At 60.2% G+C, this 22752-nt stretch carries 14 protein-coding genes; 8 read left to right on the top strand and 6 right to left on the bottom strand.

Going from position 1 to position 22752, the window contains the following annotated elements:
* Positions 1–122 precede the first annotated feature (122 nt).
* Genes AC0J41_RS20590 through AC0J41_RS20610 form a run of 5 tightly spaced genes read left to right on the top strand, consistent with a single transcriptional unit; the run spans position 123 to position 8464 of the window.
* Positions 123–2387, top strand: a complete 2265-nt coding sequence (locus AC0J41_RS20590; RefSeq protein ID WP_473013466.1) for an EAL domain-containing protein — start codon at positions 123–125, stop codon at positions 2385–2387.
* Positions 2384–4255, top strand: coding sequence for a putative bifunctional diguanylate cyclase/phosphodiesterase (locus AC0J41_RS20595; protein WP_473013467.1), 1872 nt, complete (start codon positions 2384–2386; stop codon positions 4253–4255). Before AC0J41_RS20590 ends, AC0J41_RS20595 begins: the two co-directional genes overlap by 4 nt.
* Before the next feature lie 44 nt (positions 4256–4299).
* The gene (locus AC0J41_RS20600; protein ID WP_473013468.1) at positions 4300–5253 is read left to right on the top strand and encodes a cytochrome-c peroxidase; all 954 of its coding nucleotides are present in this window, start codon (positions 4300–4302) and stop codon (positions 5251–5253) included.
* Entirely contained in the window at positions 5250–7064 is a 1815-nt protein-coding gene (locus AC0J41_RS20605; RefSeq protein ID WP_473013469.1) for a DAHL domain-containing protein, read from the top strand. Before AC0J41_RS20600 ends, AC0J41_RS20605 begins: the two co-directional genes overlap by 4 nt.
* On the top strand, positions 7061–8464 hold the full coding sequence (locus AC0J41_RS20610) for an ATP-binding protein (protein ID WP_473013470.1): 1404 nt from the start codon (positions 7061–7063) through the stop codon (positions 8462–8464). Before AC0J41_RS20605 ends, AC0J41_RS20610 begins: the two co-directional genes overlap by 4 nt.
* Positions 8465–8471: 7 nt before the next feature.
* Here the strand turns inward: AC0J41_RS20610 and AC0J41_RS20615 are convergent, their stop codons facing one another.
* Both AC0J41_RS20615 and AC0J41_RS20620 read right to left on the bottom strand, forming a co-directional pair.
* On the bottom strand, positions 8472–9797 hold the full coding sequence (locus AC0J41_RS20615) for an APC family permease (protein ID WP_025112415.1): 1326 nt from the start codon (positions 9795–9797) through the stop codon (positions 8472–8474).
* A 208-nt stretch (positions 9798–10005) separates the two neighbouring features.
* Positions 10006–10827 (bottom strand): carbon-nitrogen hydrolase family protein, encoded by an 822-nt coding sequence (locus AC0J41_RS20620; protein WP_473013471.1) that lies wholly within the window; start codon positions 10825–10827, stop codon positions 10006–10008.
* A gap of 125 nt (positions 10828–10952) precedes the next feature.
* Here AC0J41_RS20620 and AC0J41_RS20625 point away from each other — a divergent pair, with 125 nt between their 5' ends.
* Both AC0J41_RS20625 and AC0J41_RS20630 read left to right on the top strand, forming a co-directional pair.
* The gene (locus tag AC0J41_RS20625) at positions 10953–11753 is read left to right on the top strand and encodes a helix-turn-helix transcriptional regulator (RefSeq protein ID WP_473013472.1); all 801 of its coding nucleotides are present in this window, start codon (positions 10953–10955) and stop codon (positions 11751–11753) included.
* 171 nt (positions 11754–11924) lie between these two features.
* On the top strand, positions 11925–13544 hold the full coding sequence (locus AC0J41_RS20630) for an FMN-binding glutamate synthase family protein (protein WP_473013473.1): 1620 nt from the start codon (positions 11925–11927) through the stop codon (positions 13542–13544).
* On the opposite strand, the gene AC0J41_RS20635 is transcribed toward AC0J41_RS20630, so the two are convergent.
* The 4 genes from AC0J41_RS20635 to AC0J41_RS20650 all read right to left on the bottom strand — a co-directional run bounded on the left by AC0J41_RS20635 (position 13453) and on the right by AC0J41_RS20650 (position 18663).
* A complete protein-coding gene (locus AC0J41_RS20635) occupies positions 13453–15117 on the bottom strand; it encodes a glycosyltransferase family 39 protein (protein WP_473013474.1) in 1665 nt (554 codons plus the stop codon). The two genes, AC0J41_RS20630 and AC0J41_RS20635, sit on opposite strands and share 92 nt — an antisense overlap.
* The gene (locus AC0J41_RS20640) at positions 15114–15473 is read right to left on the bottom strand and encodes a GtrA family protein (protein ID WP_473013475.1); all 360 of its coding nucleotides are present in this window, start codon (positions 15471–15473) and stop codon (positions 15114–15116) included. Before AC0J41_RS20640 ends, AC0J41_RS20635 begins: the two co-directional genes overlap by 4 nt.
* 115 nt (positions 15474–15588) lie before the next feature.
* Positions 15589–17079, bottom strand: coding sequence for a glucosyltransferase domain-containing protein (locus AC0J41_RS20645; protein ID WP_473013476.1), 1491 nt, complete (start codon positions 17077–17079; stop codon positions 15589–15591).
* A 165-nt stretch (positions 17080–17244) separates the two neighbouring features.
* On the bottom strand, positions 17245–18663 hold the full coding sequence (locus tag AC0J41_RS20650) for an amino acid permease (RefSeq protein WP_025112421.1): 1419 nt from the start codon (positions 18661–18663) through the stop codon (positions 17245–17247).
* 630 nt (positions 18664–19293) lie between these two features.
* On the opposite strand from AC0J41_RS20650, the gene AC0J41_RS20655 reads away from it, so the two are divergent.
* Positions 19294–22407 (top strand): transglycosylase domain-containing protein, encoded by a 3114-nt coding sequence (locus AC0J41_RS20655; RefSeq protein WP_473013477.1) that lies wholly within the window; start codon positions 19294–19296, stop codon positions 22405–22407.
* Positions 22408–22752 lie beyond the last annotated feature (345 nt).

Consider the following 22752-nt stretch of genomic DNA (forward strand, 5'->3'; position numbering starts at 1 on the left):
AGTAACGAGGGGCCGACTATGCTGAACACGGCGCAGGACTCCATCGGCTGTCGAACAGGCAAATGGCGAGGGAAAAGGATGCCCCGGATGACCACAGCACGCCTCTTCGTGGGGGGTGCGACATGAACCTGCCAATCGCGCAGATCAATCGCCGCGTGCTCATCGTCGACGACAGTCCGGCGATTCATGGCGATTTCGCCAAGATTCTCAGCCCGGTCATCCCCGGCGACGATGGCTTGGGCGAAACCGAGAATCTGTTGTTCGGCAGCCCATCCGCCAAACAAACCCAACACTTCGAACTGGACTCGGCTTTTCAGGGCCGCGAAGCGCTGGACAAACTCGAAGCCGCGCTGGCTGAAAACCGCCCGTACGCCATGGCCTTCATCGACATGCGCATGCCACCAGGCTGGGATGGCCTGGAGACCATCGAACGGCTGTGGCAAGTCGACCCCAAGCTGCAAGTCGCGCTGTGCACGGCCTATTCCGACTATTCCTGGGAAGACATCGACCGGCGTCTGGCCCTGAACGACAGGCTGCTGATCCTGAAAAAGCCCTTTGACGCGATCGAGATCCGGCAGATGGCCAGCGCCCTCACGGTCAAATGGCAAATGACCGAAGACGCCGAACTGAAGATGAACCTGCTGGAAAACGCCGTGCAGGAGCGCACCCGGGAGCTGTCCGACGCCAACATCATTGTGCAGAACAGCCCGACCATCCTTTACCGGTTGCGCGGTGATCCCTCGTTTGCTCTGATGTACATCTCTCACAACATCACCCGTTACGGGCATGTCGCCGCCGATCTGGTGCGCTCGCCCAACTGGGCTCAGGAACTGATTCATCCGGACGATCAGGCAAGCGTCGATGCCGCCATGGCCCGAGTGCTGGATCGGCATGCGTCGGGCGCTTCCATCGAATTCCGGATGCGCACCGGCCAGGGAACCTGGCGCTGGGTGGAGAACCGCTACATCCCGGTGCGCGATCATGACGGCCGACTGCTGGAAGTCGAAGGCATCATCCTCGACATCACCGAACGTCGCCTGGCCGAGGACAAACTGGCGTTGCTGGCCCGCTCCGATGGCCTGACGGGCCTGGCCAATCGCGCCACACTGATCGAACGCCTGCATCAGGCGTTTGCCGCCGCGCGGCGCGGCGCCATGCCGTTTGCAGTGTTTTATCTGGATCTGGACCACTTCAAGCGGATCAACGACACCCTGGGCCACCCGGTTGGCGATCTGCTGCTGCAGGAAGTCGCCCGGCGCATCAAGTTCGGCGTGCGCGAAAGCGACGTGGTGGCGCGCCTGGGCGGCGACGAATTCGCGATCCTGCAACTGGACGTCAGTGACCCGACCCAATCGGCCACGATGGCCGCCAACATCCGCGACACGCTGCTGGCGCCCTACAACCTGGCCGGTAATGCGCTGCACATTTCAGTCAGCATCGGCATCAGCAGTTACAGCGACCTCAGCCTCGATGCCGACAGCCTGCTCGGGCAGGCCGATATGGCGCTGTACCGCGCCAAGGAAATGGGCCGCAACCAATATCACTTCCACTCCGAGGAAATCTCTCGGGAAGTGGCCGAGCGCATGACCCTCGTCAGCGAATTGATGACCGCCCTTGAAGGCAATGAGCTGCGGCTGCATTACGCGCCAGAAGTTGATCTGCACAGCGGCAGGATTCTGGGCATGGAGGCGAAAATCCTTTGGCAACATCCCCGTCTCGGCCTGCTGCCGGCATCCGAATTCGTGCCGATAGCGGAGAAAACCGGCGCGATCATTCCTCTCGGGCGCTGGGTGCTGGATCACGCCTGCCACCAGATGCATCTGTGGCGTAATGAAGGGGTGGCGCCGCCGGTGATGGCGATCAAGATTTCCCTGGCGCAACTCAAAAGCGGCCCGGAACTCATCTACAACGTGCTGCGCACCACCGCCCGCTGGGAACTCGCCCCCTGGGATCTGCGCTTCGATGTCACCGAAGCCACGCTGGCCCAGACCAAGTGGACGCACAACGATGCATTGCCGCGCCTGCGTGAACTGGGCGTGACCATCGCCATCGATGATTTCGGCACCGAGTACTCCTCGTTCGATTACCTGAAAACCTACCGGGTCAATCACCTCAAACTGGCCCAGAGCTTCATCGACAGTGCGACTCAGGATGTGACCGGTGCCAACGCGCTGCGCGCCATCGTCAACTTCGCCCGGGATCTGAATATCGGCATCATTGCCGAAGGTCACACGCCACTGAGTCGGCAGGATACCCCCAACGCCGGAGCTCCGCTGCCCAGCGCACAAGGCCTGTATTTCAGCGAGGCGGTCAGCGCCGAGCAGGCTGGACGACTGCTCAAGGACGGCCCCCGTCCGACTCCCTCCCCGAAGGAGGATGAGGCATGAAAACCCCCTTTCCCCAGACCAACCGGCGCATCCTGATCATTGATGACACGCCAGCGATTCACGATGACTTTCGCAAAATCCTCGCCCCGCTGGCTGAGGACCAAGCCGATCTGCATCAACTGGAACAGACGCTGTTCAGCACCCGCCAGGCGCCACACTTGAGCTTCCAGCTCGACTCTGCCTATCAGGGTCAGGAAGCCCTGGCCCTGGTCAAACACGCGCTGGCCAGTGGCAGCCCCTATGCGCTGGCCTTCATCGACATGCGCATGCCGCCCGGCTGGGACGGCCTGGAAACCATCGAGCAACTGTGGCGGGTCGATCCGAACCTGCAAATTGCCTTGTGCACCGCCTACAGCGACTACAGCTGGGAGGCGATGGCCGAACGGCTGGAGTTCGGCGACCAGTTGCTGATCCTGAAAAAGCCGTTCGACAGTCTGGAAATCCGCCAGATGGCCAACGCCCTGACCTGGAAGTGGCAACTGGCACAGGATGCGGCGTTGAAGATGCTCAGCCTGGAGCGAACCATCGAGGCGCGGGTGCATGAATTGCTCAAAGTCTCGCACCTGCTGCAATACGACAGCCTCACGGGGCTACCCAACAGCACCCTGCTGGGTGATCGCCTTAGCCAGGCCCTGGCCGTGTGCCGGCGCCATGACAAACAACTGGTGGTGATGTTTCTCGGCCTGGATCGCTTCAAACGCATCAACAATGCGCTGGGCCATCCGGCGGGCGACGAGATGCTCAAGCGGACCGCGCGGCAACTGTTGTCCTGCGTGCGTGACTCGGACTCGGTGTTTCGCTACGGCTCCGACGAATTTGTGGTGATCCTCGGCGACATCAACCACCCGCAGCAAACCCATGGCATCGCCGAAAAGCTGCTCGCTGCCATTCGTCTGCCGCAGACGATTGCCGGCCATGACGTCAGCGTCAGCGCCAGCCTGGGCATCAGCATCTATCCCGATGACGGACTGGAGGCGATCGAGCTGATCAAGAAGGCCGAGACCGCGATGCGCAACGTCAAGGAGCACGGCCCCGACAACATCGGCTTCTTTATCGAGGCCATGAACCAGCACGCCCGGGAACAGCACAGCATCGAATCGGGCATTCGCCGCGCCCTGCACGAGCATGAATTCGTCCTGCACTATCAGCCGAAAATCGAGCTGCGCACGGCCACAGTGGTCGGTGCCGAAGCGCTGGTGCGCTGGCAAAAACCGGGGCATGGCTGGGTCTACCCTTCGGACTTCATCCCGGTGGCCGAGGACAGCGGCCTGATCGTGCCGCTGAGCAAATGGGTCCTGGCTGAGGCCTGTCGTCAGACCTGTGCCTGGCAAGCGGCCGGGCTGCCGCCGATTCGTATGTCGGTCAACATGTCGCCCATCGATTTTCGCCAGCGTGACTTCGTCGAAGGCGTCGAGCGCGTGCTCAAACAGACAGGTCTGGCGCCCGAATGGCTGGAGCTGGAAATCACCGAAGGCGTTCTGATGCAAAACGTCGACGCGACGATGACTGCGCTCAATCACCTGAAGGCGCTGGGCACCCATCTGGCCATCGACGACTTCGGCACCGGCTATTCCAGCCTGAGCTACCTGCGCCGGTTTCCCATCGATGTGCTGAAGATCGACCAGTCGTTCATTCGCGGCCTGAGCGACGACCGCAACGATGCCGCGCTCGTGAGCGCCATCATCAACCTGGGCAAGGATCTTGGGTTGAAGGTCATCGCCGAGGGCATTGAAACCGCCGAACAACTGGCCTTTCTCCAGGCGCATCACTGCGAGGAAGGTCAGGGCTACTTTTTCAGCAAAGCCCTGCCGGCAGACGCGTTTGCTCGCTTGCTGGCCGGCACCGAGTCTGCGCCGTGGACGATTTGATCAACACCTTTAAAACCGGCCTTGAGTCAGGGAGACGATTGCCGATGAGCCTTTTCCACCACGCCATGGCGTTGCTGCTGTGCGGACTCTGCGCCGGGGCCAGTGCCGATCCGCTGGACGAGCCCCTCAAACCCTTGCCCGGCGTGCCGCAGCAGGATGCCCGGCGCGTGGAACTCGGGAAGCGGTTATTCCACGAGCCACGGTTATCGATCAACAACACACTGTCCTGCGCCAGCTGCCACCAGTTGGACAAGAACGGTGCCGACAGCCGTACCTTGTCGCTGGGCTTCGACGGCAAACCGGTGGCCGTCAACACGCCGACCGTGTTCAACGCCGCCCTCAACTTCCGCCAGTTCTGGGATGGCCGCGTCGAGACGCTGGAGGAGCAAAGCAACGTCGTCATCACCAGTCCGCATGAAATGGGCAGCGACTGGAGCACCGTTATCGAGCGGATCGCCAACGACCCCGACTACCATCGCGATTTCGCCGCCACCTACCCGGACGGCGTGACCAAGGCCAATGTCCAGCAGGCGCTGGCCAGTTTCGAACGCACCTTGCTGACGCCCAACTCACGCTTCGATCAATACCTGCTGGGCAACACCGACATCCTCACCCTGGAGGAGAAGTACGGTTACCAGCGCTTCAAGGAATACGGCTGCATCGCCTGCCATCAGGGGGTGAACATCGGCGGCAACATGTTCCAGAAGTTCGGTGTGTTCGGCGATTACATTGCCGACCGCGGCAACCCGACGGTGGCCGATCAGGGCCGCTTCAACGTCACCGCCGACGAAGCGGACCGGACCGTGTTCAAGGTGCCGAGCCTGCGCAATGTCGCGATCACCGCACCGTATTTTCACGACGGTTCGGCGGCCACTCTGGAACAGGCCGTGGATGTAATGTTCAAGTATCAGTTGGGACGCGTACCGAGCGATGAGGACAAACGACTGATCATTCTGTTTCTCACGACTCTCACCGGCCAATGGGCAGGCAAGCCATGATCAACATCTCGCGGCGACGCAGCCTGTTGTTACTGACCCTGGTCGCCCTGGCGCTGGCCTCGATCCTGTTGTTTCTGTACTTCAAATCCAGCTCCGACCAGACCATGACGTACACCGAGTCGCGGGATCTGATCCGGCAGATCAAACAGCAGAATTCGCAGTGGGAAAACGAAATTCTCAAGGCCCGCGTGGCACTCACCCACAACTACGACCCGCTGGTCTCGCCGATGAACGAGATGAACCGGCTCTGGGAGCGCTTCGACGCGATAGAGTCCGGGCATGGTCGCAACGACTCGGCGCAATGGAACGACGCGCACGAGGGCTACCTGCAGGCGATGCAGGAAAAGACCCGTCTGGTCGAACAGTTCAAATCGCACAACGCACTGTTACGCAATTCCCTGGCCTTTTTGCCCACCGCTGAAGACGACATCCAGGAGCAACTGGCCAACCTGTCGGACCTGGATAAGTTACAGCTGCAAAACATCACCACCGATACCTACGACCTGCTGCTCAGCGCACTGGAGTTCGCCCAGGTCACCTCCGACGACAGGGCCGCCGACATCGAGGTCGGCCTGAACAAACTGAAGGTGAACGCACAACGCCTGCCGCCAGCCTTTCAGACCCCGGTCATGATCATGAGCAACCACATCACCCTGATTGCTCGCGAGCAGCCACTGGTCAATCAGTTGCTCGAAAGCATCGAAAACATTCCCGTGGCCGACCGCCTCGACAACATCACCACCATGCTCGATCGCGATCAGCAGCGCGCCGATCTGGTCGACCGCCAATACCACTTCTATCTGCTGCTGTTCTCGGTCCTGTTGATGCTGTCGCTGGTGTGGCTGGGCATCCGCCTGATCGGCAGTTTCGCCGAGATCAACCGGGTCAATAGCGCCCTGCACACCGCCAACGATGCCTTGGAGCAACGGGTCGAGGAGCGCACCCGGGAACTCAGGGATGCCCAGAGCGAACTGCTCGGCGCAGCTCGTCAGGCCGGCATGGCGGAAATCGCCACCAACGTGCTGCACAACGTCGGCAACGTACTCAACAGCGTGAACATCTCCAGCGACCTGATCGCACGCAAGCTACGCACCAGCAAGGCCCAGGGCCTGGGCAAAGCCATGCAACTGATCAACGAGCATCCGCATGACCTCGGTGCGTTCCTCAGCGAAGACGCCAAGGGCAAATTGCTCCCCGGCTACCTCAACCAACTGGTGGGCGCGATTGCCCAGGAACAGCAGGAAGTGGTCGACGAGTTGAACCAGATGAACAAAAGCGTCGATCACATCAAGGACATCGTCGCCACCCAGCAGTCCTATGCCGGCGCCAACAGCATGACCGAACCGCTGTTCATCAACGAATTGCTCGAAGACGCGTTGCGCATGAACGCCGGGGCCCTGACCCGGCACCATGTCACAGTGGTCCGCGAGTACGCCGACGTGCCGCAGGTGATGGGCGACAAACACCGCTTGCTGCTGATCCTGATCAACCTCATCAGCAACGCCAAATACGCGATGTCCGACCTCAGCAACCGCCCCCGCACCATGACCCTGGCGGTAAAAATCGCCGATGACAGCTTTCTCGAAATCAGCGTCAAGGACGATGGCGAAGGCATCGCGCCGGAAAACATGACGCGGATCTTTGCCCACGGTTTCACCACCCGCAAGGAAGGCCACGGCTTCGGTCTGCACAGCTGCGCCCTGGCCGCCATCGAGATGAACGGACACCTCACCGCGCACAGTGATGGTCCGGGTAAAGGTGCGTTGTTCACCTTGCAGATTCCTCTGATCAGCGTCACGGAGAACGCATGAGCGAGCTTTCGAACCGCCGCATTCTGCTGATCGACGACATGCCGTCGATTCATGAAGACTTCCGCAAGATTCTCGCCCCGGATGCCGCGCATTCGCTGGAACTGGACGAAATGGAGGCCGCATTGTTCGGTGCTCCGGCACGCCCCCAGCGCCCGCTATTCGAGCTCGATTCCGCCTACGGCGGCGAAGAAGGTCTGGGCAAGCTGGTGCAGGCCTTGCAGGAACAACGCCCCTACGCGCTGGCCTTCGTCGACATGCGCATGCCCGATGGCTGGGATGGCGCGAAAACCATCGAGCATCTGTGGCAGCAGGACCCGCTGTTGCAAGTGGTGGTCTGTACCGCCTACTCGGATTATTCCTGGGATGAACTGCTGGAGCGTCTGCAAGCGCATGACCGCTTGCTGATTCTGAAAAAGCCGTTCGACAACATCGAAGTGCAGCAGATGGCCAACACCCTGCTGACCAAATGGCAGATGACGGAACGGGCCTCGTTGCAGATGCATCACCTGGAACATCTGGTCGATCAGCGCACCGCCCAGTTCAAGCAGGCCAGCGAAGAGCTGCAGCGAGAAATCGATGAACGCAAGCAACTGGAAGGTCAGCTGGTGCAGTCGGAAAAACTCGCTTCACTGGGCCAACTGGCGGCGGGCGTGGCCCATGAGATCAACAACCCGATTGGCTTCATCTCCTCCAACCTCGGCACGCTGGATGGCTACTTCAAACAATTGCTGAGCCTGTTCGATGCGTTCCAGACACTCGGGCACGCTTTGGACAACGAGTCCGTGGCGCGGCTTGAGCAATTGCGCCGAGACATTGATCTGGATTTTCTGCTCGAAGACATCCCGGTGCTGATCCGCGAATCCAAGGAAGGCATAGGCCGGGTCGGACAGATCGTGAAGGACCTGAAAGACTTCTCCCGGGTCGATACCAATCAGCAATGGCAGTGGGCCAATCTGCAACAAGGCATAGAGTCGACCCTGAACATCGTCGCCAGCGAACTCAAGTACAAGGCCGACCTGATCAAGGAGTATCAGCCACTGCCGGACATCGAGTGCCTGCCGTCACAAATCAATCAGGTAATCATGAACCTGGTAGTCAACGCGGCTCAGGCCATGGGCCCCGAGCGCGGCACCATTACCTTGCGCACCGGGCAACAACAGGACACGGCCTGGGTGGAGGTCGCCGACACCGGCGCGGGGATCGCGCCGGACATCCTGCAAAAAATCTTCGATCCGTTTTTCACCACCAAACCGGTCGGCCAGGGCACCGGGCTTGGCCTGTCCCTGTCCTACGGCATCGTGAAAAAGCACGGTGGCGACATTTCGGTACGCAGCGAACCGGGCGTGGGCACGACCTTTCGCGTCGAATTGCCGATGCGCCAGAGCCGGCCCGCAGCCTGAAGACGCCTCAGGTCGCTTCCTGGAAATCCATCTCCGGCGGCTGACGACGAAAGCCGCCGGTAAGTACCGCCAGATACACCACGCCCACCGCCAGCCAGCTCAGGCCCAGATACACCGCCAGGTGATCCAGGCTGACCATCAGCCACAAGTCCGCCACCAGCCCGATAAACGGACACACCAGAAACAGCAGCAGTTCGCGCGGGCCTTTTTTCTCGCCACCGATCCAGTAATGGAAGATCACCGACAGGTTGACCAGGCTGAACGCCAGGAATGCGCCGAAGTTGATGAACGAAGTGGACGTGGTCACGTCAAGTTTCAGGGCCAGCAACGCCACCACCGCACACAGCAGGATGCTGTTGACCGGTGTGCCGAAGCGCGCGTGCAAGGTGCCGAAAAACGACTTGGGCAACACACCGTCGCGGCCCATGGCAAATAGCAGGCGTGAGCCGCTGGCCTGAGCGGACAACCCCGAGGCGAACTGGCCGACGATCAGGCCGATGAGGAAGATCGAGACGAACAGATCTCCGCCGATATTGCGCGCAATTTCATAGGCCGCCGAGTCGACGCTGTCGAACTGGAACGACGGGTGCGCGATCTGCACAAAGTACGACACACCGACGAAGATCAGACCGCCGATCAGCGTGATCAACATGATCGCCCGCGGGATGGTGCGGCGCGGGTCGCGGGTTTCTTCGGTCAACGTACTCACGGCGTCGAAACCGAGGAACGAATAGCAGGCAATCGCCGCGCCGCTCATGATCAGCGGCATCTGCATGTCGCCGTTGAAGAACGGTTTGATCGACCACAGCGGCGTACTCGCATCGCCCCCCACGTAGTGCACGCACAAGGTGACGAAAGCGATCAGCACCAGAAACTGCACCAGCATCAGCAAGGCGTTGATACCGTTGGCCAGTTTCAGGCCAATGATGTTGATCGCACTGGTGATTCCAATGAACGCCAGCACCCAGATCCACTGCGCAATCGAGGGGAACGCCGACCCCAGGTACGCCGCGCCGATCAGCCAGATCGCCATCGGCAGAAACAGGTAATCGAGCAGCACCGCCCAACCGGCGATGAAGCCAAGTTTAGGGCTGATCGCCTTGCGCACGTAGCTGTAGGCGGAACCGGCGACCGGGAACGCGGCGGCCATACGTCCGTAGCTCATGGCAGTGAAGAACATCGCCACCAGTGCTGCCAGATACGCGGCCGGGACCATGCCGGCGGTGGATTGAGCAAGGATGCCGAAGGTGCCGAGGACAATGATCGGCGTCATGTAGGCGATGCCGAACAGCACCACCGACCCTAATGACAGGGTGCGTTGCAAACGAGCCATGAGCGACTTACTCCGAATTTTATTGGATTTATGGCAGAGCCGAGTTCGGCGAATGTTTCGGGTGTGGCTTTGTTGTTTTTGGATCAAACAGGTGTGTTGTCTGGGCGGGCCTCTTCGCGAGCAGGCTCACTCCTACAGGGTGTACGCGGTCGATGCAGGAGCGAGCCTGCTCGCGATAGGGCCGGTACAGTCGATGAAAAAAATCGGATCAGCGCGAAGGAATCAGCAACTCGTGCAAACCACCAGCGTGCGCCAGCACCTCCCCCGGCAGCTTCAAGCGCTGGTCATCCAGATAGCGGTAATCCTTGCGCGCAATCTCCAGTTGAGCGAAATCCAGCTCGACGCTGAACTGCCCTTCTTCACGCCCGGCCTCGAACAGCAACGTCCCCAGCGGATCGACCAGCGCACTGCCGCCGGCGAACATCAAGCCGTCATCCCCGGCCTCGACGCGGTTGACCATCAGCGCAAACGCCTGATTCTCCTGGGCGCGGGCCATGATCGCGGTACGGTGGGTCGGCGCGTACGGGTCCATGTTGCCGTTGGTCACGATCAGCAACTCGGCGCCCAGTTGCGCCAACGCACGGGCGGACTCGGGGAATTCGATGTCGTAGCAGATCAACAAACCAACGCGCACCCCGTTCAACAGACACGTGGCATAGCGGTCGCCGGCCTCGAACACGCCGCGATCCGAGGCCCAGAGGTGGGTCTTGCGGTATTTCAGGGCGATACCTTCGGGGGTGATCAGCAGCGTGGTGTTGTAGAAACGACCGTTGTCGTTCTCGGCCATGCCGATCACCACGCCGATGTTGCGCTGGCGGGCGGCGGCCAGCACGGCGCCGACGGTCGGGCCGTCCACCGGCTCGGCGATCTGCGCCACAGTGTCGGCGGTCGGGAAGCCCATCAGGTGGGTTTCCGGGAACACGATCAATTGCGTGTCGGCAGCACACGCCGCAATCGCCGCGAGGGCGCGTTCGAGGTTGTACGCCGTGTCTTTGTCACGGCCCGCCAGTTGGGCGAGTTCGACTTTCATGAAGATTCCTTGTGATGAGCATCGGGCGCTGAAAGATTGCCCGGTGGCTGTCTGTGGGCCAGTATGCGCAGCAAGCAACCGGTCAGGGAATCACGCGGCCGGGGTAACCCGATAGGGGTAGATCCATGACCGTTTCGTTTGATGACATCACCTGGCACCGCGCCGTCGGCCAACTGATCGACGCGCTCGACAAGCCCAATTTCTGGGCGCAACTGGTGCGCCTGCTCGACCAGTACGTGGCGTTCGATAGCTGGGTGGCGCTGCTGTTCAGCGCCGATCAGCACCCGCAGGTCTTCGCCGAATGCCCTGGCGAGGACGGCAGTCCCGACCAACTGTTTCAGGATTATCTGCGCGGGTTGTATCTGCTCGACCCGTTCTACATCGCCTGCCGCGAGCAGTCGCGCACCGGGTTGTACCGCCTGTCCGAGGTGGCGCCGGAGCATTTCGAGCTGACCGAGTATTACCAGCGATACTTTCGTCTGAATGTGGTCGCCGACGAAATCCAGTTCAATTGCCAGCTCGAAGGTGACCGCACGCTGTGCCTGTCGCTGGGCAGTGAAAAACGTTTCACTGGCGAACAGATCGCCTTGCTGTCTTTGATCCAGCCGTGGGTGCTGGGCCTGTTGCGCCAGCGCCTGCCGTACGAGATCAACGAAACCGTAGCCCTCGCTGCCGCACCTGCACCGGCCGACTGGCGGGTGCAACTGGAAGCGTCGGTGCAGCAACTCAAGGGCGCGCAACTGACCGCCCGGGAGCTGGATGTCGGGCGTTTGATGCTCAGCGGTTGCTCCAGTAAAGAAATCGCCCGTAAGCTGGAAATCTCCGTAGAAACCGTGAAAGTCCATAAGAAACACATGTACAGCAAGCTGGGAATCAAATCCCAGTCCGAGCTGTTTTCGATTTTTCTCCAGGCACAAAATGCCTGACTGCAACGTGGAACAGCTTTTGTGGGAGCGGGCTTGCTCGCGAAGAGCCCATCACTTCCAACATGAGGTCATCTGGCACAGCGCTTTCGTCGGATCGCCGCCCGGAGCAAGCCCGCTCCCACAGGGGACCTGCGTTGCTGAATTTATTGAGTCCGAACCCAAGGAAACCGTATGAGCCTGTCACTCCTGAGCCGCTACGCCTTCTTTGCCGTCTGCGTGATTTTCACCCTCGCCAGCCTGCCCTTTCTCGACCACGACTGGCTGTGGCCGATCACCGCCGTCACCGGTGTGCTGAGCCTGCTCGGTCTGTTCGACCTGATGCAGAGCCCGCACGCAGTGCGCCGCAACTACCCGATCCTGGGCAACATCCGCTATCTGGTCGAAGGCATCCGCCCGGAAATCCGCCAGTACCTGCTCGAATCCGACAGCGATGCCCTGCCCTTCTCCCGTGCCCAACGCTCACTGGTGTACTCGCGAGCGAAGAATGAAAGCGCCGACAAACCGTTCGGCACGCTGATCGACGTGTATCAGTCGGGCTTCGAATTCATCGGCCACTCGATGCGCCCGGCGCCGTTGAGCGACCCGAACAGTTTTCGCGTCACCGTCGGCGGCCCGCAGTGCACCCAGCCGTATTCGGCGTCGGTGTTCAACATCTCGGCGATGAGCTTCGGCTCGCTCAGCGCCAATGCCATTCGCGCGTTGAACCAGGGCGCCAAGCTCGGCAACTTCGCCCATGACACCGGCGAAGGCAGCATCAGTCCGTATCACCGCGAAAACGGCGGCGACCTGACCTGGGAGCTGGGCAGCGGCTACTTCGGCTGCCGCACCAGCGACGGCCGTTTCGACCCAGAGCGCTTCGCCACCCAGGCGCAGAACCCGCAGGTGCGGATGATCGAAATCAAGATGAGCCAGGGCGCCAAACCTGGCCACGGCGGGATTCTGCCCAAGCACAAGGTGACACAGGAAATCGCCGACACCCGCGGCATCCAGATGGGCGAAGACTGCATCTCGCCGTCACGCCACAGCGCGTTTTCCACACCGATCGAGATGATGCATTTCATCCAGCAACTGCGTGAACTGTCCGGCGGCAAGCCGGTGGGCTTCAAGTTCTGCCTCGGTCATCCGTGGGAGTTCATGGGCATCGCCAAAGCCATGCTGGAAACCGGCATCCTCCCGGACTTCATCGTGGTCGACGGCAAGGAAGGTGGCACCGGCGCTGCGCCCGTGGAATTCACCGACCACATCGGCGTGCCGATGCGCGAGGGCCTGCTGTTTGTCCATAACACCCTGGTCGGCCTGAACCTGCGCGACAAGATCAAGCTCGGCGCCAGCGGCAAGATCGTCAGCGCCTTCGACATCGCCAGCGTGCTGGCCATCGGCGCCGACTGGGCCAACTCGGCGCGCGGCTTCATGTTCGCCATCGGCTGCATCCAGTCGCAAAGCTGCCACACCAACAAATGCCCGACCGGCGTCGCCACCCAGGACGCCCTGCGCCAGCGCGCCCTCGTCGTCCCGGACAAGGCCCAACGCGTCTACAACTTCCACCGCAACACGCTCAAGGCACTGGCCGAAATGCTCGCCGCCGCCGGCCTGGAGCATCCATCGCAACTGTCGGCCAAACATCTGGTACGGCGCATGTCGGCGACTGAAATCAAACTGTTCTCGCAGCTGCATGTGTTTCTGAAACCGGGGGAATTGCTCACTGGGGAAGTGAACGGCGAGTTCTATTCGCGGATGTGGCAGATGGCGCGGGCGGACAGTTTTGAGCCGCAGGAGATAGCGGCAGCATAGTTGTTGCAGACGTGCCGGCTTGCACGGCTGGTGCGTCTGTCGTGAACAGGTAGAGTGCAAAACCTACGCCATCAAACGCAATCGTGGGTGTCCTCTCCTGCGCAAAGATAGGCCAGCCATCAGGCAAGCTCGAATAGGTAAGCCACCAAATTCTTCGGTTATGAAAACCCGGATCCGTTACACCATCGATATAGACTCGCGCAGCCGGATCATCGATCAGACTCAATGGGCCACGCCTCGTCTGTTTCAGAAAATTGTCGATCGATAATCGAGTAGCAATTTTCGGCCTGATACCTGTCGAGTTGTAATAGTCGACCGAGGTAAACCAGTACGTCATGCTGACAATAATTTCGTCCCCCGAGCGAGCGTTGTGATTCAGTTCGGACATCAGAGAGCGGAACTCGCTCTCTCTTCGTGCGCCAGTACCTTCCAGGCCATCGGTTTGTCGGTAAACCATCGTCAGCCCGTGTAGTTGCGCAACAACACAAAGCACTAAGACTGCGCTGGTCAACAGTGCTCGACGCGTTCCCCATCTATCCAGCGCGACCGCAGCCATCATTGCCAAGGCTGGCGCTGAAAATAGCAGGTATCGAGATACGAATAGTCCAAGCACCAAGGCAATCAGATACAGGGCTGCCAATGGCACAAAAAAATAACTGACCAGCAGCCAGCCAAAACGCCGCTCTATGGACCTGCTTGAAATGGTTGTTGCGGCGCACAGCAGCAGGAACACCAGTGGAATCATCTTCCCCATCGGTGACTGGAGAATGTCGTCGCCCATCACTGTGAACTGCCAGACAAGCGCCAAGGCTTTCTGCAACGTCACGGGCTCTATCCAATTCAAAACATCCGTATCATTCAATTGGTAGAGGAGATGGGGAGTCCAGGGCAAGTACCAGAATACGATGGCAGTGTTTGCCAGAAACCACTCCCTGAATGCGATTGCCTTCTCGGCATGCATGCTGCGGTTACGCCACCAGAACAACCAATGCACCAGTACGCATAGCCCTGCAAAGTAATGGGTATAAAACGCAGCAGTCATGAGCAGTACATAAACCACCGCGTAGCGTTTTTGCTCTGGCGCCCTCGCCCAACACACCAGTGCCACGGTGGCGCTCATCAGCAAGAAACCAAGCAGGGCGTACATCCTGACTTCCTGGCTATAACGCACAGAAATCGGCAGCAGCGCCAACAGCAACGCGGCGATCCAGGTGGCCCGGCGGGTCGCAATCAGGCTCATCAGCTTGATGCAAAGCAACAACGTGCCGACATCTGCCAGCACACTGAATGCACGAGCCGCCAATGGAGAATCGCCCCACACGATCCCCCAGTAATGCAGCAATACATAGTAGAGCGGCGGATGCACATCCAGCGCAGTCATTGCCCAGATGCGTGTCGGCGTTTCTCGCGCCAGCAGCAGACTGTAGGCCTCGTCATACCAAATAACCGGAACGGTGATTGAGTAGAACCGCACGCCCAGCGCAATCACCAGAACGGCCAGCAGAGCGAGCCGATCGATGCTCGCTGACGCACGCGCTGCGTTGAGCAAAGGAACGGCCAACAAGGGTTTCATCGTTGGCCACGAAACAGCAAAAAGCGGAAAAAGCAGTAACCCAACGTCAGGTTCAGCGCAGTGAACACCGTCACCGTCAGCAAGCCATGCCAGCCACGCATATCGGCAATCGAGCCGATGCCCAAGCTTGCTCCCGCCATCAAACCGATAAACAGCAAATAGCCGAACACCGACATCTTGCTGTCGAAGGTGTAGAGCATGTTCACGTAAAACGAGAACGCCGCCGCCATACAGAATGCGGCGAAGTTACTGGCGGCCTGGGTCAGTCCGACAGCGCTGCACAGGACGAAAAACACCTGCCAGTGGATAAGCGCATCGGCCATTCCAATCACTGTCAGCGCAGGAAATCCTTTCATTGCAGTTCCTTGCCATGGCTTCGTCCGGCTGACTTTCGAAACTAGGGCATGGCACGTGAGCGGTCTACTGTCAGAAATTACAGGTGGGGGGGTGGATTACGACGGGTGGTAAACCTTACCACTGCAGCAACCTGCCGTGCGGCGGTTCTTTCATGACGATGAAAGCGTAATCGCCAATCAGATAAATCCGGTAATACAGGCTGTCCACCAATGCGGGGAAACCCTGATAGCCAACGTGGCTGGCATTGCGTCGTTCGCGCTCGGCGACCACGTTGGTGATGCCCGCTGACGGCAGGTTTTCCGCGAGGACGAAGTAATCGACGTTGAGCAGATAGTGGAGGACCGGCAACCGTTTGAACGAACCGGCCGCGCTGACCAGCCAGCGATCGGAGTAGCTCACCGACAGGTAAATCCGCTTGGCCTCGCGCAGCTCGCGATGCTCGGCAATGTCGTGGCTCAGGCTGTACAGCGCGCTGTCGGTGAAGGTTTTTTGCAGGGTCAGCACCCGGCCATACGCAAAGGACAGCGAGAGTGCCGCCAGCAGCGGGATCATCAGCAGCAGCGGCAATCGACGATGCCCGAACGCCAACGCCAGGTGTGCCAGATAGAACAACCCGACCAGCAACACGCCGAACCCCATCAGGGTCCGCGCACCTTCATTGAAATCACGAAACAGCAGCGTGATCCCGGGCACCAGCAATATCAGCATCGGCAACGTGATCAAGCACGCCAGCAGGGATTGCCAAAGCGGCTGCCGCCCAGACCGTGCAAGCCGCACGCACCCCATGAGCGCGCACAACACCAGCACAGCGAACACCCACGGGTAGCCGCCGTGAAACAACAGCGCGACTTTTCCCGCTATGCGCTCAAGGTTGATGCCGATCTGCAGCAGTGGCTGGCCGTCGAGGGTCAGCAGCTCGGCTTTGCGCAACGTGTCCATGAACGGATAGGCCGTGACGCTGTAGATCAGAATGCCCAGGCCCAATTGCGCGAATTTCCAGCCCAGCATCTGCAGGATCTCCGGCCATCGGGTTGGCCGGTGAACGGCCCTGAGCAGTTCCACACAACACAGGCCGACAAATACATTGAGGCTGATCTGATAAAGACCGATCGCCAACGCCAACAGCGCCGATGGCACCAGCCAGCGCTGTATCCGTGACGCGCCCTCGAACGTGATCGCGTAGATCACCGCGACCAGGCTCAGGGCCATGATCGGGCCGTCGTATTGATAGGACAGGTTTTGCAGCAGGAACGGGTTGTACCAAAGCGGCAACGGCACCAGACAACAGGCCAGCGTCGGTTCAGCGAAGTAGTGAACAGTCAGGCGGCTCAGCGCCAGACTCATCCCCACAGTGGCCAGCAGCAGCGGCAAGGGAAAAATATTCGGTGCGGCGCCGGTGAAAGTCAGCGCCTGATAGAACCAGTCGGCAAACAATCGCCCCTGCCCGGCCCAAGCGTTACCGGCGGCCAGCGTGCGCCAGTTGTCGTCGATGTAGGGGAAGTCGGCGAGGATCAGTGGCAAGACGTACAGCAGTGTTGCGAACAGGAAGAACAGCACGACCTGCCGCTGGCTGAGCTCTCGTTCAAGAAATGCGCTGGTCCTCATGTCTGCGCCTCTGTTCACGGCTGCGCGAGATTGCAAAGTGATACAGGTTTGAGCCTTGCAGCGGGCTTTGTATCGCGCTTTCAGACCGGCGGTTAATACACGGGTGACGCCCATGAAAAAGCCCCGAACCAATGGCCGGGGCTTCGTTGTTGCCGCGCGCTCGACTTACGACATCGAACGTACCGCGCCCTGCGATTCACCGGTCGGTTGCAGCTTGAACACGTAGAACAACACGGTCAGCAGCACCAGGAACACCGGCCCCACATACAACGCCACGCGGGTGTCCGGGAAGTAGGCCATCAAGCCGACCACCAGCACCAGGAACGCCAGCGCACAGTACGAGCTGACCGGGTACAGCCACATCTTGTACTTCAGGCCGGCACGTTCGCTGGCGCTCAGGCCTTTGCGGAATTTCAGTTGCGCCAGCAGGATCATCACCCAGGTCCAGATCGCGCCGAAGGTGGCAATCGACGTCACCCAGACGAAGACTTTCTCAGGCACCAGGTAGTTGAGCAGCACGCCGATCAGCAAGGCGAAAATCGACAGCAGCAGCGCGCGACGTGGCACGCCATTGGACGTCTTGGCGAAACCGGCCGGGGCTTGGCCGTTCTGCGCCAGGCTGTAGAGCATGCGTCCGGTGCTGAAGATGCCGCCGTTGCACGACGACAGGGCCGCGGTGATCACCACGAAGTTGATGATGCCGGCGGCAGTCTTGATGCCCAGACGCTCGAAGGTCATCACGAACGGACTGCCCTGGGTGCCAATCTCGTTCCACGGGTAGATCGACAGGATCACGAACAATGCGCCAACGTAGAACAGCAGAATGCGCCAGAACACCGAGCCGATCGCATCGGGAATGGTCTTCTGCGGGTTCTTCGCTTCACCTGCCGTCAAGCCGATCATCTCGACACCGAGGTAGGCGAACATCACCATCTGCAGCGACATCAGCACACCGGTCACACCGTTGGGCATGAAGCCGCCGTGCGCCCACAGGTTGGAAATCCCCAGCGCGACGCCGTCGTTGCCGAAACCGAACGCGATGATGCCGACGCCACCGATCACCATTGCGATGATGGTGACGATCTTGATCAGGGCGAACCAGAATTCGAATTCGCCGAAGGCTTTCACCGCGATCAGGTTGATCGAGCCCATGCTGATCAGCGCCGCGAGCGCCCAGATCCAGCGCGGTACGTCGGGGAACCAGATGCCCATGTACACGGCGACGGCGGTGATTTCCGCGACGCAGGTCACCAGCCACAGGAACCAGTAGTTCCAGCCGGTGAGAAAGCCCGCCAGCGGGCCGAGGTAGTCCTGGGCGTAGCGGCTGAACGAGCCGGCCACCGGGTTGTGCACGGCCATTTCACCCAGGGCGCGCATGATCACCAGGATCGCCAGACCGCCGAGAATGTAGGACAGCATGATGGCCGGACCGGCCATTTCAATGGCCTTGGCCGAACCCAGGAACAGGCCGACGCCGATACAGGCGCCGAGCGCCATCAGGCGAATATGCCGTTCACCGAGTTCGCGTTTGAGCGGGCCGCCGTGAGCGGTCTCGCCATGGGGCAGGTGATTGCCGACTGGCATAGGGATACAACCTCGTCTTGTTATTGGATATGACCACCGAGTGTCGAAGCCTCGACCGATAGGCCGGAGCTTCCCGAAACCGCGCCAGCCTCGTGGGCAAACGCGTCTCGCAGGTCCCAACCTGCAAGATCAGCGGGGCGTGCAGTATAAAAAGCCGATGACAGGGCTTTTCACTATATAAATCACAACATTCAGCGTTAAGTCTCGGAAATAAGCCGGTTTGCGGAGAGATATTACCTGATACCCGTAGGAATATTCACCACAAAAAAAGGCCGCCGAGTATTGCACGACAATGGTGCAGCGTCATGCCCCTGCGTGGGTGGTATTGCGCTGTAGATAGCTCTAGCCCGGCCATCTACGCCAACCTGCTCAGATCAGATTCATATTTCCTGTTTTAGAAGGACTCTCTGTGGTGAGGGGATCTATCCCCTCGCCACAGACAAATACACTCACCACAGATCTATCCCCTCGGCATAGATGAATTCCTTCCCCACAGATGAAGCCTCAAACAACTGCCATCGACTTCAGTTTTGTTCAGACGATTGCCCCAGCACATTTTTTCCCCCATCACCAACCACCGTCTAAGCTTCAGTCAAGTCCGATCAATCTGCGTGAATGGATCAATCGACTATGGGCGCTTTGTGGCAAACCGATTCGAGTAAAGCCGTGGTTCCGACTGAACGTGTGGATGAAGCGCCTGTCCCCCCCAAAAAACGCCGCAACCGGCACGGCTGGAAGGCGTTCTGGTTGTTGCTACTGATTATCGCGATTGTCGTTGGCCTGGCTGCGAGCAAGGAAATGCGCACCTCGCGCTTTCAGTCCCGGGAGCTGAGCCAATACGCAGCGTCGCTCAAATATCAGCTTGAACCCGGCCCCAGCGAAGCCATCCGCTACCCGGGCAACGGGCCGTTCGATTTGCGTCTGGGCTACAGCTCCCTCGATGAATTCCTGCCGCGCCTGCTCAAGCGCGATTACGTGATCACCGAGCAGACACGCTTTTCTCCGGCGCTGCTCAGCTACACCGACAGAGGCCTGTTCGTGCCCTACTCGGAAAAGATTCAGGCCGGGCTGTCGATCACCGATTGCCGTGCCGCACCGTTGTATCAGTACAAGTACCCACAGCAGCTGTATGCGAGTTTTGCAGCGATTCCACCAGTGGTCGTCAGCAGTTTGCTGTTCATCGAAAACCGCTTTCTGCTCGACCCCAGGCAACCGCTGGCCAACCCGGCCGTGGACTGGCCGCGCTTCGGCATGGCAGCGTGGTCGCAAGTGGCGAAGTTGCTGCACCTGCCGGGGCAATCGGCAGGCGGTAGTACGCTGGCCACGCAATTGGAGAAGTACCGGCATTCGCCCGATGGCCTGACGGTGTCCGGCGCCGAGAAGATCCGCCAGATGATTTCCGCCAGCGTGCGCGCCTATCAGCCCGGGCCGCAAACCCTTGGCGCACGGCAGAACATCATTCGCGACTACCTCAACAGCGTGCCGCTCTCCGCCGTACCGGGTCACGGTGAGGTACATGGCATGGCCGAAGGTTTGCGGGTCTGGTACGGCAGCGATTTCAATCAGGCCAATGAACAACTGAACAGCCCGGCCACCGATCCGAAAACCATGGCCGACAAAGGCCTGGCCCTGCGCGAAATGCTCTCGCTGATGATCGCCCAGCGCCGGCCTTCGCATTACCTGACCAAGGGCCGTGAAGAACTTGCCGAGCTCACCGACAGCCACCTGCGTCTGCTCAAACAGGGGGGGGTGATCGACAATGCCCTGGCCGATGCCGCGCTGGCGAGCAAGGTCACCTACCGCGACTGGCAGACCCAGCCGACCATTCAGCCAATCGAAACCAACAAGGGCATCAGCGTCGCCCGCAGCCGGCTGGCAACCATGCTCAATCGCCCGCTGTACGACCTCGACCGCCTCGACCTGTCGGCCACCAGCACCCTGCAGGGCGACTTGCAAACCCAAGCCACCGAATACCTGAAAAAACTCGCCGACCCCGCGTTTGCCGGGCAGATCGGCCTGATCGGTGAACGCCTGCTCACCCCCACCAGCACCACGCAGGTGCGTTACAGCTTTACCCTGTTCGAACTGACCCCGGACGGCTCGCGGGTGCGCGTGCAGACTGACAGCACCGACCAGCCGTTCGACATCAACGAAGGCAGCAAGCTGGAACTCGGTTCGACAGCGAAGATGCGTGTGCTGACCACCTACCTGCAGATCATCTCCGAGTTGCACGACAAGTACGGCGCCATGAGCGTGCCGGAGCTGAAGAAAGTCGAGGTGCCGGATCAGGACCGCCTCAGCCAATGGGTGATCGACTACCTGATCCAGAACAAGGATCACGACCTGTCGAAAATGCTCGGCGCCGCGCTTGACCGCAAGTACTCCGCCAGCCCCGGTGAGGCGTTCTTCACCGGTGGCGGCCTGCACGTGTTCCACAACTTTCGCAAGGAAGACAACGGCCGCATGCCGACCCTGCGCGACGCCCTGCGTGAGTCGATCAACCTGCCGTTCATACGCCTGATGCGCGATGTGGTGCGCTACGTCACCTACTCCGGCCCAAACAGCAGTGCCGAGTTGCTCAAGGATGACCGCGACCCGCGACGTCAGGAATACCTGGCCAGTTTTGCTGATCGCGAAGGCACCTCGTTCCTGCTCAAGTTCTGGAAGAAGTACAAGAACAAGGACACCCAGGCCCGCCTCGACACATTCCTCGACAGCATGCGCCCGACCCCGATCCGCATGGCCGCGGTGCACCGTTACTTGCTGCCCAACGCCAGCCAGGAAGACTTCAACACCTTTGTGCGCGCGCACCTCAAGGGCGCCAAGCTCACCGAAAAACTCACCGACGACCGCCTCATCCGGCTGTACGACGCCTATGGCCCGGGCACCTACGACTTGCCGGATCAGGGCTTCATCGCCAAGGTTCACCCGCTGGATCTGTGGCTGATGGGTTACCTGCTGCATAACCCGGACGCGACCTTCAGCCAGATCGTCAAGGCCAGCCAGTTCGAGCGCCAGGAAGTCTACAGCTGGCTGTTCAAGAGCAAGCACAAGGGTGCCCGCGACAGCCGCATCCGCACCATGCTCGAGATCGAAGCGTTCCTCGAGATTCACCAGCGCTGGCAGAAAGTCGGCTATCCGTTCGATCATCTGGTGCCGTCACTGGCTACTGCCATCGGCAGCTCCGGCGACCGCCCTGCGGCACTGGCCGAACTGATTGGGACCATCCTCAACGACGGCGTGCGCATGCCGACCCTGCGTATCGACAGCCTGCACTTTGCCGCCGGCACACCGTATGAAACGCGCTTGAGCAACGACCCTCACGTGGGCAAACGGGTCATGCCATCGCAAGTCGCCACCGCCATGCGCGAGGCGCTGTCGCAAGTAGTGGACTCGGGGACAGCGAAACGCGTTTCCGGCAGCTTCAAGACCGCCGACGGCACACCCTTGGTGATGGGCGGCAAGACCGGTACCGGCGACAACCGCATTGAAGCGATCGGCTCCGGCGGGCGCATCCTGAGTTCCAAATCGATCAACCGCACCGCAACCTTCGTGTTCTACATCGGCAATAACCATTTCGGCACACTCACCGCATTTGTGCCCGGACGCTCGGCAGAAAACTTCAAATTCACCTCGGCACTGCCGGTGCAGGTGCTCAAGGGTATGGCGCCGATCCTGTCGCCGTACCTGCAACCGGGGACGCACACCCTGTGCCAGCCGAATCAAACCACCGCCAGCCGTTGAGCGTGGATCACCTCATACGCCGGCGGTGGTGGTAGCCGGCTACTTTTCACTCCCTGATTTTGCGCCCTTGCGCCGAAAACCACGGGTGTACCGAACAGATCTTTACGCTTTTTTTGAGGCGTGCGCCTACCTAGTCTGATCGCTCCACAGTTGATCCACGGACGATCAGTCAATGCATGATGCAAACCCCAAGCAGATTCCGCCCGCCAGCGATTCGAGCAACAACAGTGTTCACTTTGAACACGTCAGCCAGGCACTTCCCTCCTGGCTCACCGATGCGTTGCCCTCCCGTATCAACCGATTGAGACCTGACCGAATCGATGTTTCCGACCCTCAGTGGGAAGC

Source organism: Pseudomonas sp. Arb-4-2C (genome assembly GCF_055755015.1).

Coding starts and splice junctions, on each gene's coding strand:
- AC0J41_RS20610 (WP_473013470.1), top strand. CDS start 7,061: ATGAGCGAGCTTTCGAACCGCCGCATTCTGCTGATCGACGACATGCCG.
- AC0J41_RS20600 (WP_473013468.1), top strand. CDS start 4,300: ATGAGCCTTTTCCACCACGCCATGGCGTTGCTGCTGTGCGGACTCTGC.
- AC0J41_RS20650 (WP_025112421.1), bottom strand. CDS start 18,663: ATGCCAGTCGGCAATCACCTGCCCCATGGCGAGACCGCTCACGGCGGC.
- AC0J41_RS20630 (WP_473013473.1), top strand. CDS start 11,925: ATGAGCCTGTCACTCCTGAGCCGCTACGCCTTCTTTGCCGTCTGCGTG.
- AC0J41_RS20640 (WP_473013475.1), bottom strand. CDS start 15,473: ATGAAAGGATTTCCTGCGCTGACAGTGATTGGAATGGCCGATGCGCTT.
- AC0J41_RS20645 (WP_473013476.1), bottom strand. CDS start 17,079: ATGAGGACCAGCGCATTTCTTGAACGAGAGCTCAGCCAGCGGCAGGTC.
- AC0J41_RS20620 (WP_473013471.1), bottom strand. CDS start 10,827: ATGAAAGTCGAACTCGCCCAACTGGCGGGCCGTGACAAAGACACGGCG.
- AC0J41_RS20625 (WP_473013472.1), top strand. CDS start 10,953: ATGACCGTTTCGTTTGATGACATCACCTGGCACCGCGCCGTCGGCCAA.
- AC0J41_RS20655 (WP_473013477.1), top strand. CDS start 19,294: ATGGGCGCTTTGTGGCAAACCGATTCGAGTAAAGCCGTGGTTCCGACT.
- AC0J41_RS20605 (WP_473013469.1), top strand. CDS start 5,250: ATGATCAACATCTCGCGGCGACGCAGCCTGTTGTTACTGACCCTGGTC.
- AC0J41_RS20595 (WP_473013467.1), top strand. CDS start 2,384: ATGAAAACCCCCTTTCCCCAGACCAACCGGCGCATCCTGATCATTGAT.
- AC0J41_RS20635 (WP_473013474.1), bottom strand. CDS start 15,117: ATGAAACCCTTGTTGGCCGTTCCTTTGCTCAACGCAGCGCGTGCGTCA.
- AC0J41_RS20590 (WP_473013466.1), top strand. CDS start 123: ATGAACCTGCCAATCGCGCAGATCAATCGCCGCGTGCTCATCGTCGAC.
- AC0J41_RS20615 (WP_025112415.1), bottom strand. CDS start 9,797: ATGGCTCGTTTGCAACGCACCCTGTCATTAGGGTCGGTGGTGCTGTTC.